Annotated in this window: 11 protein-coding genes; 6 read left to right on the top strand and 5 right to left on the bottom strand. The window is 46.6% G+C overall.

The features are described 5' to 3' along the window. Positions 1–11: 11 nt before the first annotated feature. The 4 genes from MARGE09_RS06120 to MARGE09_RS06105 form a co-directional block, all read right to left on the bottom strand. Positions 12–719 (bottom strand): DUF6445 family protein, encoded by a 708-nt coding sequence (locus tag MARGE09_RS06120; RefSeq protein ID WP_236986462.1) that lies wholly within the window; start codon positions 717–719, stop codon positions 12–14. A gap of 111 nt (positions 720–830) precedes the next feature. Continuing rightward, the gene (locus MARGE09_RS06115) at positions 831–2,333 is read right to left on the bottom strand and encodes a tryptophan halogenase family protein (RefSeq protein ID WP_236986461.1); all 1,503 of its coding nucleotides are present in this window, start codon (positions 2,331–2,333) and stop codon (positions 831–833) included. 37 nt (positions 2,334–2,370) lie between these two features. Continuing rightward, positions 2,371–3,087, bottom strand: a complete 717-nt coding sequence (locus tag MARGE09_RS06110) for a SapC family protein (protein WP_236986460.1) — start codon at positions 3,085–3,087, stop codon at positions 2,371–2,373. A 99-nt stretch (positions 3,088–3,186) separates the two neighbouring features. Continuing rightward, the gene (locus MARGE09_RS06105; RefSeq protein WP_236986459.1) at positions 3,187–6,306 is read right to left on the bottom strand and encodes a TonB-dependent receptor; all 3,120 of its coding nucleotides are present in this window, start codon (positions 6,304–6,306) and stop codon (positions 3,187–3,189) included. A gap of 490 nt (positions 6,307–6,796) precedes the next feature. Between MARGE09_RS06105 and pip the strand changes: the two genes are divergently transcribed. Next, positions 6,797–7,768 carry a prolyl aminopeptidase gene (pip, locus tag MARGE09_RS06100; protein WP_236986458.1) on the top strand — a complete coding sequence of 324 codons (972 nt, stop codon included), beginning with the start codon at positions 6,797–6,799 and terminating at the stop codon, positions 7,766–7,768. 1 nt (position 7,769) lies between these two features. Here pip and yihA read toward each other — a convergent pair whose 3' ends face one another. Further along, entirely contained in the window at positions 7,770–8,453 is a 684-nt protein-coding gene (gene yihA / locus MARGE09_RS06095) for a ribosome biogenesis GTP-binding protein YihA/YsxC (RefSeq protein WP_236986457.1), read from the bottom strand. Between the two features lie 209 nt (positions 8,454–8,662). On the opposite strand from yihA, the gene MARGE09_RS06090 reads away from it, so the two are divergent. From MARGE09_RS06090 to MARGE09_RS06070, 5 genes are all read left to right on the top strand, one after another. Further along, entirely contained in the window at positions 8,663–9,319 is a 657-nt protein-coding gene (locus MARGE09_RS06090) for a c-type cytochrome (protein WP_338040746.1), read from the top strand. Positions 9,320–9,501: 182 nt separating this feature from the next. Continuing rightward, positions 9,502–10,167 carry a thiol:disulfide interchange protein DsbA/DsbL gene (locus tag MARGE09_RS06085; RefSeq protein WP_236986456.1) on the top strand — a complete coding sequence of 222 codons (666 nt, stop codon included), beginning with the start codon at positions 9,502–9,504 and terminating at the stop codon, positions 10,165–10,167. Between the two features lie 293 nt (positions 10,168–10,460). After that, the gene (gene tfpB, locus MARGE09_RS06080) at positions 10,461–12,224 is read left to right on the top strand and encodes a type IV pilus assembly ATPase TfpB (RefSeq protein ID WP_236986455.1); all 1,764 of its coding nucleotides are present in this window, start codon (positions 10,461–10,463) and stop codon (positions 12,222–12,224) included. A 29-nt stretch (positions 12,225–12,253) separates the two neighbouring features. Continuing rightward, entirely contained in the window at positions 12,254–12,721 is a 468-nt protein-coding gene (locus MARGE09_RS06075) for a hypothetical protein (protein ID WP_236986454.1), read from the top strand. A 3-nt stretch (positions 12,722–12,724) separates the two neighbouring features. Beyond that, positions 12,725–13,249, top strand: coding sequence for a DUF2937 family protein (locus MARGE09_RS06070; RefSeq protein WP_236986453.1), 525 nt, complete (start codon positions 12,725–12,727; stop codon positions 13,247–13,249). Positions 13,250–13,499: the final 250 nt, after the last annotated feature.

The following is a 13,499-nucleotide window of genomic DNA, read 5'->3' as shown; positions in this document are numbered from 1 at the left end:
CACTTATTTAATTAATTAAATTCAAAAAACGACGTTACCGTAAGCCTGCCCGTGGCGGGGTTGGGATCGAAGCTATAATCTTTTCCAATTTTCCCAGAGTGAAGGCTTGTACCTCGATACATTAGCAATCGATTGAAGACTGCGTCGAATGAAATCACTTCCTCAAACTGATCTGTAGGACCGTTAATATAGCCTTCTGGATAATCACCTTCGGTCGGGTATCTTTGATTTATGGAGTTCACATAATCTAAATAGCGGCTCTCATCGACATACTCAAAACCTGTTGGCTTGTGCCGATACAGCGCTGTCCCCATGGATGGAAACGATTGAAGATAATGTACCACAGCCAAACCTTTGCGAGACGGGGCATCAAAATGAGGAATTCGCTGCCTCAATTCCAGTTCATGTGGAGGCGTAGTTACTATTGAAAACCTTGACGTAACACTTTTAATTTTGCGCACTTCTAAATGAAAGAAATTCTCAATAAAATAGCCAAGGTTTTTGACTATAGCGATGATATACGCCTGAGGCACCGGCATGCGAACACCTGGATAAAAAGAATCAGAACATGAAAAGTTGCTTCCATTCACCGCGACCTGTTTTAAGGATTCGGCGCCCTCTAAGAAATTATCAACAACTAAAACATCTTGCTGTTCATTTCCAACCCTAAAGCTTTTAATGCTTGAATCTTTGCAAAGTTCATACGCAATTGATTCCATACAACTCTCGATATTTTTCACACATTTGAATATACAATGAACCTGAGTGAGATTTTACTGCAAGTGAAAATACGCAGTACTCGCTAGCATCAAAGTGTTACCCACGCCCCCTTAAGCTGGCATAGCCGCCTTGCAGTAATGATTAATAAGCCGCTGATGGCTGGGCATTGCAGATACTTTTTCGCTAACATTACCCCTTAAGTACCCTAAAAAGTTTTTCAATTCCATTTCATCCATCACGTCAGCTATTGGGTGATATGCGCTAGGCGATACGCCCTGCCCCATCATCACCTGCACCCATGAGTCATTTAAAAACAATTCTTTCTCCTCCAGCGCTATCGCAGCTGTATCTTTGAACAACTGCACTCGATTGGCCAAGGCCTCAGGGATCTTCATATTTTTACAATAGCGCCAAAATTCTGTATCAGCCCTTTGGGTGAGGTGATAATGCATAATAACAAAATCCCGTGCACGATCCGTTTCCACTGCTGACTGTCTATTAAACTCCTCTACATTTGACATCGAAATTTCATTCTGTGGAAAATATCTCATCAAGCGATAAATCGCAGACATTGCCAAATGAATAGACGTGGACTCAAGAGGCTCAATGAAGCTTGATGTAAGCCCAACAGCAATACAGTTTTTACTCCAAGCATTGATCCGCCGACCAGTGACATACTTAATAACTCGCGGCTCTGTAACGGGACTTCCTTCCAAGTTTTTCATCAACGTGGCCATTGCCTCATCATCTGAAACGTGCCGACTGGAGTAAACAAGCCCATTTCCCGCTCTATGCTGAAGTGGTATACGCCACTGCCATCCAAAATCATGCGCTATCGATTGCGTATAAGGCCTAGGGTCGCGCACTAGCTCTGTTTGTAAGGCAATCGCAGAATCACAAGGAAGATAATGACCATAAGGAACCCAAGGTGTATTCAAAGCTCCATCGATAAGCAGTGCTTTAAATCCAGTACAGTCTAGAAATAAATCACCTTCTATTTCCCGCCCATCTTTCAACAACAAGGATTTGATATATCCATTCTCAGGGGATATGAGAACCTTTTCGATCATTCCTTCAACATGATTTGCACCATGCTTTTGTGAGAATTTTTTCAGAAAATCTGCATACAAAGTTGCATCTAAATGATAAGCATAATTAAGCCCACTATCTTCATCACTACACCGATCTAAACGTGCAGCTTTCGACTCAGGACAGTAGTCGCCAAAAGGGACATCTATACCGTATTTTTTTCCCGCAAGCCAAAAATGTTGAAACTGACATGCCCAACATTCTTTTCCTGTAATTCCAAAAGAGTGGAAATATTTATCCCCCTTGTTAGCCCAGTTTCTGAACTCAATACCTAATTTAAACGTTCCTTGTACATGCGCCATAAACTCCCGCTCATTGATACCCAGCAGTTTATGAAACACCCGTAAGGTAGGGATAGTCGCCTCCCCAACACCAATGCGTCCTATCTCTGGTGACTCAACCAACGTAATATCAAAGTTCTTCCCAAATACCTTGGAAATGGCTGCTGCTGCCAACCAACCTGAAGTCCCTCCACCCGCGATAACAATTTTACGTATAGGGCTTGCTGCTGAGTGTTCGGTCATAGTTACGCTCATATTAATCAATGTGAAGCATGCTAACTTACTTCATCTTTGCATTCTTGATATCAATCAAGCCTTGTATATTATTGACTGAGTCGGCAACATTATACGCAAGTGATAAAAATCCAGACTTATGCAACTCAGCCACAGCGGTGCTTTCTAGTGACACTAATTTTTCAATATGCACCGTATAGCCAGCATCAAACTTTACCGTTGTGCCACTAGCCAAATCAATTTCAAGCGCAACTCGCTCAAGTAGATCGTATTTTAAAAAAGCTTCTACCATAGGCTCAAGAAATTCAGAGCCCTTATGGCGCTCTGACAGCACGCCCCGTATTTTCTCGAGCGCCTTAGAAGCTTTGCCATCCGCATCAAACAAAGCGGGCGTTACACCCTTCTGAATTCTTGCGTCATTCAGATCTGCGTATATAGCAAGGCGCTGCTCAGTCTCATGCTGCTGAAGTCCTATAAGAAAAGGCCCCTGCCTCACAGATAGTGGAATATATCGCGCATTCCAGCCCTCCCCCTCCAGCAGAAAGAGGTTTTCATGCTCCTCAAAGCCTAACAAAGCCACTGGCAAAAAACGGCCAGTTTCAGCTTCCTTGCGAAATAAAATTGGGTATTCTCGTTGAGCCTTAGAGAATTCGTTGGGCATTATCACCACTGCCCCTACTTGGTGCCCGAATTCAGAGCCGTATTTTTCGGTATAACCAAGGGTTTCATGCTGCTCATAGCTTAATGCTTGAATATCTTTCATCTTCTTTTCGTTTTTTTGTCGTATTAATAAAAATGAGCCACCTAAAAAAATGCCGCTCATCGAGCGGCATTTTTAATTGCTAACATCAACTACAACTTATTAGAAATTGTAACGCGCAGAAAGCGCATAACGAGAATCTAATATGTCTACGTACCTCACTTGGTTTTCAGTGCGACCATAGGTCTTCTTGTCTTCAGCTAAAAGGTTAGTGCCTTCAAATGTTAACGTTAAGCTGTCAGTCACTAAGTAGCTAAAGCTGAAGTCAACTTGACCGTAATCTTCGGTAAACTCGGGCTCGCCACCACCCACATTGGCATCACTTAAGAACTTATCTCGCCAGTTATACGCAAGGCGCGCTTGAAACATGTCGTTCTCAAAGATACCGATAAGGTTAGCCGTGTCACTAAGCCCCGTTATCGCGAATTGCGCGGCACCAGGAGCGGCATAAACGTCGTAGCCTACATCACCACTAACAACGGTGTAGTTGGCTTGAACACCAAAACCACTATCACCAAAGAAGTATTGGCCCGCGAACTCCCAACCACTTAAGGCAAAGTCTTTAGAGTTTGTTGGCAAATCCACGGTATTAACAACACCAGGGTCATCTGCTACGGAGACAATATTTACTCCATCCTTATATTCTAGATAAGTGTTCTCATCACCCGATGCAATGCCGCCACTTCCGCAAAGACCAGAGTTTTCTATGTTAACACAGCCCGCATCAGTGCCATTCATTCTCGCAACTTGCTCGAAAAGGTTTCGATCGGTTACGGGAACACCAGCAGCTTCTAAAGCAGCCACAGCCGCTTCAGCACGAGGGCCCGCTGAAGGATCCAAGGTGTCAGGGAAAACTTGTGTTTCTTCTATATTACCAATCCAGTTAGGTACGCGCTTCTCAAAGAATCCAATTGACGCATAGCTAGTATCGTCGAAGTAATATTCGACCGATAGATCAATGTTATTTGACACACTCGGCTTCAGTTTAACATTACCGCTACCAACCCTGCCTGGTCCACCGCCACCTAGCGTAGGTCCACCTGACGGTGCCTCTCCAGCTGCCCCCATTTGTAGGCGGTCGTATGGAGCACGGCCAATTGTTTTACTGGTTGAAGCACGAGCAATCAATTCTTCACTAATATGGAAAGTGAAATCGATACTAGGCAAGAAATTATTGTAGTGGAACTTGCTAACCGAATAAGGAGTCGTAGCAGGGTCACCGATGGCTGTGTTATTGAAGTCTCTATCGGCGGTCCAAGTAATCGCCCTTGGAAGAACGCGCGAGTATGACTCGACATCGGTAGACTCATAACGAAGACCTGCATTCACATCGACCTCCATGCCGCCAAGTTCGCCCGTTAAATTAGTCTCAACATAAACCGCCGTTATCTTTTCAACAATTTTACGGTCAGTACTGTCAACAGGATTGGCCTCGTAGGGAACACCACCGCCTGGCGCGTCAGCAAACATAGCCCGTGCTACTGCATCAAAATCAGTGACGCGTACACCGGTAATGTTTGATGTCGCTTGCTCAGCGCCGTAGCCAGCATCAGCAAAGAATTCTTTAGCGCCAGCTGACAAGTCAGAATTATAATCATCAAAATAACTATTAAAGTTAATTAACTCAAACAAACCAGGGTCAATATCACCAGGCGCAGCAACACTCCAACCGCCCCGCATGGTCGCATTACCAATATCGGATTGCCTTTGAATCGACTCAGTTTTCATTGAGCTCAAACCAAAGTTAATAGACCCCGACTCAGCAAACTCGTACTTACCAGAAACCTTAGCCTCTGTAACATCTTGCCACGCACGCGAATTCACTAACTGACTAATAGTCGAACCCACATCGCTCTTCGCGATAGCGCCATTATCTACCACACTTGCAATAAGCGGGAGATCACCACTCATATCCAAGCCTTGTCCGCGCAAGGTGTTGACACCGATACCTAAATTAACTTCTGAGCCTGGTGCATTATAAGGAGTTGCACTTGACTCAGCTTTGTGAACATCAAATACAAAGCTCAACTCATCAGTTGCTTGATATGCCAAGTTCAAGCCAATGTCATCCAACTTGTTCTCGGCTGAAAACAACGAGTTTCTCAGTGAAACATCGCGAGGAGCACCTGTCGGGTTAGCCTGCCATAGATAAAGAGGTGCATCACTAATTGGGCTTTCGTCCCACTGCACAGCAGTCGCTGGCCATGCGCCATCAGAGAACCACAAAGAGAAAATTGAGCGTTGCGATTGAGTCTTGGTTGTTACACTTAGAACATCAAGCGTGGCTACCAAATCTTCAGTTGGCTGGTATTGCAAAGTCAGCAAGGCGTTGTCACGCTTGCGTGATGTATCGGTATGAAAGAAATTGGCCTCTTGGAGACGTGTAGCCGCTTCCCACGTGCTAGGGTCACGCTCGTCATACACGCTTGGCTCGCCTAATATTTTAGCGTCGTCGGTGTAACCACCGTTCCATATATCACCACCAGTGTAATAGCCAAACTTATCACCCCAGCCACTATTTAAATAGCCTGAGCGAGCGCTATCACGCTCTTGATGAACAAGCGATAGTGATGCACCAAATACGTCATTAGACCAGCTAACGAAGCCTGAAAGCTCTGGCGTGACATCATCGCCAATATCGTTACTTTGATCCATTAAGGCCTTACCGCCAACGGCAGCTTTAAAGCCGTCAAAATCGAATGGTTTCGCAGTTGAAAGGTTCAAAGTTGCACCAATACCACCGGTAGGAACGCTTGCCTTACCGGTCTTGTAAACCTGTACTCCAGTCACAGATTCAGAGGCAATATTGCTCATATCAAATGAACGAGAGCTATCCAGATCACCACCCTCGCCGATTGAAGCAGATGATAATTGACGACCATTCAGGGTTACCATGTTATACCCAGGACCAAAACCACGAGCGGTGATTTTCGAGCCTTCGCCATTTGTGCGATCAATAGAGATACCAGTAATACGCTGTAATGATTCAGCCAAGTTAGAATCAGGCATTTTACCGATGTCTTCTGCAGAAATAGCATCAACAACACCGTTAGCTTCGCGCTTGATATTCACTGCATTTTCAAGAGAGGCACGGATACCAGTAACAAGAACTTCTTCTACTGGAGCGCCGTCTTGTGCAACAGCTGAGTAACTCACACTTGCTAACGCAGCAACGCTGGCCGCAAGAACTTTTTTCTTAAACATTTGACGAGGGCTTCCCATAGGACTCTCCATTGGTTGATGTAATTATCAATGCCGTTCATTTTTTAATTTGTATAGAACGGTTTTAAAACTAATGATGATGGCTTACGCCGACACCACCGATTAAAAAACAACCCAGAAACTTATCCTGTACAAAAAACATACAAATCAAATTCCTAGCGCTGGTTAGAAACCATAAGCGAACGCTTAGGTACATCGTAAAGCGTTTTTATTAAAATTATTGTTGTTAGTTTTGTTAAGCCTACAAATTGTGTGTGCTTCACAAAATTCGCAACACCTTAGTACATTCAATCTCGTTGCACAACTGCTAGGCGCAGGATATTTTGCAATGACATCAGATTCATTTGAACTTTTGCAATACCGCACACTCGGCGCAAAAAATTGCATTTTAGCACTAGCGCTTAATGGCCATTTTCTGATCAAGCAAAGCCTTGTTTAATAAAGCTGGGTAGCCTAATCTCTTTAACAGGCCTTTTAAGGGGAGAACCGCATGCAGTGCCTGTATCCAGAAATCCGCACCAATAAAAGCTACTCATTGCAAGTTGACGACACCCACACTCTTTACATAGAGGAAAGCGGTGACCCACAGGGTATCCCTGTTCTATTTATACATGGCGGGCCTGGGGCTGGCACAAGCTCTTTCGACCGCCGTTTTTTCGACCCCGATAAGTATCGCATTATCTTATTCGACCAACGCGGAGCCGGGCAATCGAAACCCCACGCCAGCCTTAACGACAATACTACCGGCCACTTAATTGCCGACATAGAAAAAATACGCGAGCATTTGAAAGTCGATAAATGGCTACTCTTTGGCGGATCTTGGGGCTCTACACTGGCACTACTTTACGCACAGGCATACCCAGAACGCGTACAAGGGATGATCCTGCGCGGCATATTCTTGTGCCGCGATAAAGACTTGGAGTGGTTTTACCAAAGCGGAGCTGATCGCATCTTCCCCGACTACTGGGAGGATTATTTAAGCCCAATCCCCGATACCGAGCGCACAGAGATGATTAGCGCATACTATCGACGGCTAACAGGAGCTAACGAACTGGCTAAAATGGGCGCCGCTAAAGCTTGGGCTCAGTGGGAGGGGCGCTGCGCAACGCTTAGGCCCAATCCAGACGTGGTCCATCAGTTTTCTGAGCCCCACATGGCGGTATCACTCGCCCGCATAGAAGCGCACTACTTTGTGAATAAAGCGTTTATTGAGCCTGATCAAATTATCCGCGATGCCGATAAGCTTGCGAATATTCCAGGCATAATCATTCACGGGCGCTACGATATGGTTTGCCCACTTGATGGGGCAACAACCCTTCACAATGCTTGGCCTAGCGCAGAGCTACACATCATTAGGGATGCAGGCCACTCGTCACACGAGCCCTCTATTTGCGATGCACTCGTCAAAGCAACTAACGATATGGCCGAGCAGCTTTCAGGCGAGGGAGATCTGCAAGGTTAGATCAATCTTCTTCAGGCAGGTTCGGTGGTAAATCGGGGTAAGGCTCGACTTCACCACCCGAGCTACCATCCTGTGCGGGCAGCAGCCAATCGCGCATAACGCCCTCTAGCTCACTCACCCCATCACCATTACTGGCCGAAAACAGCTGTACACTGACAAGATCCGTTAAGTTTTCCGTGGTGAGGTACTTGCGCACCTCCAGCAGTGATGTTTTTGCCGCGCCGCGTTTAAGCTTGTCAGACTTGGTTAGAAGTATGTGTACAGGCATACCCATTTCGGCAGCCCAACTCAACATCATCATGTCAAAGTCACGCAACGGATGGCGAATATCCATTAGCAAAACCAGCCCCATCAAGCTTTTGCGCTTTTGCAAATACTCCGATAAATGCCTTTGCCATTCATTTTTCTTAGCTAATGGGACTTTTGCATAGCCATAACCGGGTAAATCCACCAGCCGTAAGGTAGCCGTACCTAAGCTAAAAAAGTTTAACAGCTGCGTGCGCCCGGGCGTTTTACTGGTTCGCGCAAGCTTGCCATTGTCCGTCAAACGGTTAATGGCGCTGGACTTGCCAGCATTAGAGCGCCCAGCAAAGGCAACTTCAGCGCCTTCTTCAGAAGGACACTGGGCAAAAGTTTGAGCACTGATCAGGTATTCAGCTCTACGGAAGTTTATAGCTACAGACATGGTGTCCACAAAAGGTGAGTTCTATCGAAGGGGTGTATATAATGCCACCGCAAAGCGCTGAGGGCCATCAAAGCCCGCCATTTTAACCAACAATTCACTTTTTGATTTAGCGCAGCACAAGAATCAAGCTGCTATGGTAAACAGTGCGACGATTTACAATACTTAACGACTTTAAAACTTAACCTACGGATCTAACCCTCGGAATAAGCATGAACAAACTCTTCAGCCCCATGGCGGTTGCGCTTAGCGTAACACTTAGTTCGACCTTGGCACCCTTAGCCAATGCTGGTGGCGACGCCGCAAAAGGCCAAGCACTTACCGCAGTCTGTGCCGCATGCCACGGGCAAGATGGAAACAGCCCCATGGCCATCTACCCCAAACTGGCTGGGCTGGGGGAAAAATACCTGCTCAAACAGCTGCAAGAAATCAAAAGCGGCGCCCGCCCAGTCGTTGAAATGACTGGCCTGCTCACTTACTTGAGCGACCAAGACCTCGCCGATATCGCCGCCTATTTCAACAGCAAGACGACTCAACTTTCAGGCTCTAAAGAGATGAAAGTTCTCGTTAACTCGGGTGAAGAAGTAGATGCGCTAGCTTTAGGCACAAAACTCTATCGCGCGGGTAACAAAGAAGCTGGCATCCCTGCATGCTCGGGCTGTCACTCTCCTCGCGGGCAAGGCAACTCCCCTGCTGGCTACCCTCGCCTTAGCGGCCAACACTCCGACTACGTTATCAAGCAGCTCAAAGCCTTTAGGGCCGGCGAGCGCACCAACGATGGTGAAGCCAAAATAATGCGCAGCATTGCCGAGCGCATGACCGATGCCGAAATTACCGCTATTGCAAATTATATTGCTGGTTTACACTAAATCCCGCGCGACTAGCAGCCTATTAAGCTGCTAGTCATCTAAACGGCATTACACTTGACCGCACATTAAACCTGTACGCCAGCAGCATTGACGTTCTTTGTACACAACTACGGAACTTTTAATGCTACCTAAGGCTCCAACGGCGGCGTTTAATACCAACAAAACAATTAAGGGGAATACCCATGCGTATTGCAGCACTTATTCTTGGCTTAGCACTGCCGCTTTTTGCCTGTGCAGAAGACACCGCAACACCAGCTAAACCCGCCAAAACATTTGAAGAAGGCACACATTACAGCGTGATTGCCGGTGCAACCAAACCAAAGAAAACAAACAAAATTAATGTCACTGAAGTTTTTTGGTATGGCTGTGGTCACTGCTACAAGTTCGAAAGCCTAATTGTGCCTTGGGCCAAAAAAGCACCTGAATACGTTAACTTCACTCAATCGCCAGCCATGTGGAAACAGCGCCGCCCTGGCACCCCGCAAGACTTAATGTGGACACACGCCAAACTCTACTATGCCGCTAAAGCCGTTCAAGGTCTCGACAAGCTGCACCATGCATTCTTTGACGCCATGCACAAAGAGCGCAAGACGTTAATTGACGAAGCAGAAATTGCAAGCGTTGTGGATAAAGCCGGTTTTGATGGCAAAAACTTTGTGGGCGTAATGAACTCCTTTGCAGTTGCTGGCCAAGTTAAACAAGCCGACGACCGTCAGCGCCAATATAAAATCACTAGCACACCCGAGATGGTCGTAGCCGACTACTACCTTGTTAACGCAACAAAAGCGGGCGGCCAAAAAGAAATGCTAGAAGTTGTCGATTATCTCGTCGAAAAACTACGCAAGTAATCACTAGCATCATAAAAAAACCCGCTTTTGCGGGTTTTTTTATGCCTTTAATTCTGCCAGCTTTGTAAGCAACGCCCTCCCCCAGCAAGCAACGCTCAACTCCCGCACAACCACAACCTCGGCCATTCGCAAACTGGTCCAAAATAAAAAGTGCGAGCACGGCCGCAAATGGGCAACAGCCCACAGCCACAACAACTACACTCAATTAAAGAACATCGTCACAGCCTCAGCCATACCGAATATCCGCTTGAGGCGTTACACTTATAGCTCCATAAAAGAGTAAGAGGCTTCACGTGGTAGACCGCACGCTCGACCTACGCAATATACTGACCGACCTACAACAAGATGGTCGCATTGATATGGAAGCAATGAATCACTTGCTAGGCACCAGCCGTACGCCAGAACAAACGGCAATGCACCCTGTGAGCTACGTTGCCAGCCAAGCACTTGATGACCTGACCCGACCAGGTAAAAAGCTAGACGAAATGGCCATTACCGCTTGGCTCGCGGATAAAAGCGCTCTTCAAGTTTTTCATATCGACCCCATGAAACTACAAGTCGCCGACCTTGCTGGCGTTATGAGCTACCAATTTGCTAAACGTCACGATCTGTTGTGCGTCAAAATTACTGCCGACGAACTAACCGTAGCTGTGGGACAGCCATTTGTAGAAAGCTGGGTAGAGCAGCTTATGCAAACCAGCCAGCGCCGCATTAAACGCGTACTATCGTTGCCGTCGGATATTGCGCGCTACCGCGTTGAGTTTTACTCACTGGCCAAGTCAATCAGCGGAGCAAAAGGCGGCACAAAAGCCGCAAGCAACGTCACCAACTTCGAACAGCTGCTCGAACTCGGCAGCATGAAGGACCCAGAAGCTAACGACCAACATATCGTCAACATTGTTGACTGGCTATTACAATACGCTTTTGATCAGCGCGCGAGCGACATACACATAGAGCCTCGCCGCGAAGTGGCCCGCATGCGCTTTCGCATCGATGGTGTCCTTCATCAAATTTACGAATTTCCCGCTAACGTTGCGACAGCGATCACCAGCCGTATTAAAATTTTAGGGCGCATGAATGTCGCCGAAAAACGTAAACCTCAAGATGGCCGCATTAAAACAAAAACTCCCGACGGCACCGAAGCCGAATTGCGCCTATCAACCCTACCCACCGCATTTGGTGAAAAGCTTGTTATGCGGATTTTTGACCCCGACGTGCTCCTGCGCACCTTTGACGACCTAGGCTTAGGCGGCGACGATTACCAGCGCTGGAAGGACATGATCGATCATCCCCACGGTATTGTATTGGTCACAGGCCCAACAGGCTCAGGTAAAACCACCACACTTTATTCAACGCTTAAAACATTGGCGACCGACGAAGTCAATGTAAGCACCATTGAAGACCCAATAGAAATGGTGGAAGAGGCTTTTAATCAAACCCAAGTTCAACACAACATTGGGCTAGACTTTGCTGCCGGCATCCGCACATTAATGCGTCAAGACCCCGATATTATTATGGTCGGTGAGATTCGTGATTTAGAAACCGCCCAAATGGCTGTTCAAGCTTCGCTTACAGGCCACCTCGTGCTTAGCACGCTACACACCAACGACTCACCTACGTCAATATCGCGCTTATTAGATCTAGGCGTTCCGTCTTATTTATTAAAGTCCAGCATCCTTGGCATTATGGCGCAGCGCTTGGTTCGCACATTGTGCCCCCACTGTAAAGAACCCGACCACATATCCCAAGCCGATTGGGACTCACTGGTAAAACCCTGGAAGGTCGCTAAACCCCAAAAAGTTTATAAGGCCACAGGCTGCCTCGAATGCCGTAACACTGGCTATATCGGGCGGCAAGGCATTTACGAAATACTGCGCATGAGCGAAAGCTTAGGCAATACTATTTCAGAAGTTACAGACCTCAATGAGTTACGCCAACAAGCGATGCGCGAAGGGATGCGAACCTTGCGCCTGTCTGGCGCGCAAAAAATTGCCAAAGGCCTAACAACCCTAGAAGAGGTTCTACGCGTTGCGCCACCAGTACAAAAATACACCTAAAACAGATTTCAATTTTTAAGGCACTACGAATGACCCAAGCAGCACCCCTTCAAAAAAAACTACCTCGCAAATCCAAGCACTGGGAAAAAGAAATACTGGATGCGTTAGCTGCCGCCACACTCCTTAAAAAAGAGCGTTACTTCGGAACATTCGTTAGTGAAGACGATCCCTCTGAGCTAGCAAAAGACAGAGATGCTTTTACCGCACTCGGCGTAATGCACGCATTTATGTTTCGCAACCTAACGGACAAAACAAAAATGCTGGAAACGCGCCTTGCAGTTTATCGCCATATTTTTGCTGAATTACGCGACGACACCATAAATCACCCAGGAGAAATGTTTGTAAGCGCCTACCTTTACACCCACGTTGTACTGAATTTTATCAGCGAAAAAAAGTATACCGAAATCGCACAATTATTTACCGAACAACATGCACAACAACTGCGCTGGAACAGCGATAACTACGCTAATGACACCGCCATGCAAACTCAGGAGTAAAAGGTGATTAGCGGCATTATAGATAAGATTGTCTTTGCTGCAGCACTGCTCGCTTTTTTTCAACTGCCACTACTGGCCGACCACTACAAGCAATATATCTCCGGCTATTACGACGCCACCCAAATAGAAGTTCAGCAACTTCAAGAATTGGCGCAAAAAAATAATTACTCAGATGCTTACGCGCTAATTGCTGCACACCAAAGAAGTAACCTGCCATCCGTACAACAAGATGCTAACAACAAACTGTTATTGCTTGAGCGCTACGAAATGCTTACAGAAGGTATTGGTATTTTCAATAGCGGTTCATTGTGGCGCAAAACATCGTACATGCTAAACCCAACTCGTTATGACACCCTGCAACGAGTAATCACCCACTTCGAACCCGGCATTCCGCTGTCCCCACAATACCTTTTCCTTTGCGCTCTAGCCGCCTTATTTTTTAACTTAGTTATGGCTAGCCCCGTTAAAATTGTACGTCACGTTAAACGCAAACGGCATTCTCGCAGGCTGTCAGATCCCACCTCGTAAGGTGGTTTATTCGATCACAAAAGCAGTATTACTCGTCACTCGCGCAACGCATGCACTATTATAGGTGTGGCGCGTATATCAACATCTTTACTTCCTCAGCCTTAGATGCAATAGTGCGCCCTACTCGAAAAAATGCCCACGACCATGCCGCCAACTACATTCAAAAATCTTCGGCTTAGCGCTATAGTGATAACGCTGCTTATTTTAGCGGTGTACCCCTTCGTACCCGACAGAAAGTTAGTACTACATC

Origin of the sequence: Marinagarivorans cellulosilyticus (genome assembly GCF_021655555.1) — a bacterium.
Taxonomy (GTDB): domain Bacteria; phylum Pseudomonadota; class Gammaproteobacteria; order Pseudomonadales; family Cellvibrionaceae; genus Marinagarivorans; species Marinagarivorans cellulosilyticus.
This window is presented reverse-complemented; position numbering and strand designations above follow the sequence as displayed.

Coding starts and splice junctions, on each gene's coding strand:
- MARGE09_RS06085 (WP_236986456.1), top strand. CDS start 9,502: ATGCGTATTGCAGCACTTATTCTTGGCTTAGCACTGCCGCTTTTTGCC.
- MARGE09_RS06115 (WP_236986461.1), bottom strand. CDS start 2,333: ATGACCGAACACTCAGCAGCAAGCCCTATACGTAAAATTGTTATCGCG.
- pip (WP_236986458.1), top strand. CDS start 6,797: ATGCAGTGCCTGTATCCAGAAATCCGCACCAATAAAAGCTACTCATTG.
- MARGE09_RS06110 (WP_236986460.1), bottom strand. CDS start 3,087: ATGAAAGATATTCAAGCATTAAGCTATGAGCAGCATGAAACCCTTGGT.
- MARGE09_RS06120 (WP_236986462.1), bottom strand. CDS start 719: ATGGAATCAATTGCGTATGAACTTTGCAAAGATTCAAGCATTAAAAGC.
- MARGE09_RS06090 (WP_338040746.1), top strand. CDS start 8,663: ATGAACAAACTCTTCAGCCCCATGGCGGTTGCGCTTAGCGTAACACTT.
- MARGE09_RS06075 (WP_236986454.1), top strand. CDS start 12,254: ATGACCCAAGCAGCACCCCTTCAAAAAAAACTACCTCGCAAATCCAAG.
- MARGE09_RS06105 (WP_236986459.1), bottom strand. CDS start 6,306: ATGGGAAGCCCTCGTCAAATGTTTAAGAAAAAAGTTCTTGCGGCCAGC.
- yihA (WP_236986457.1), bottom strand. CDS start 8,453: ATGTCTGTAGCTATAAACTTCCGTAGAGCTGAATACCTGATCAGTGCT.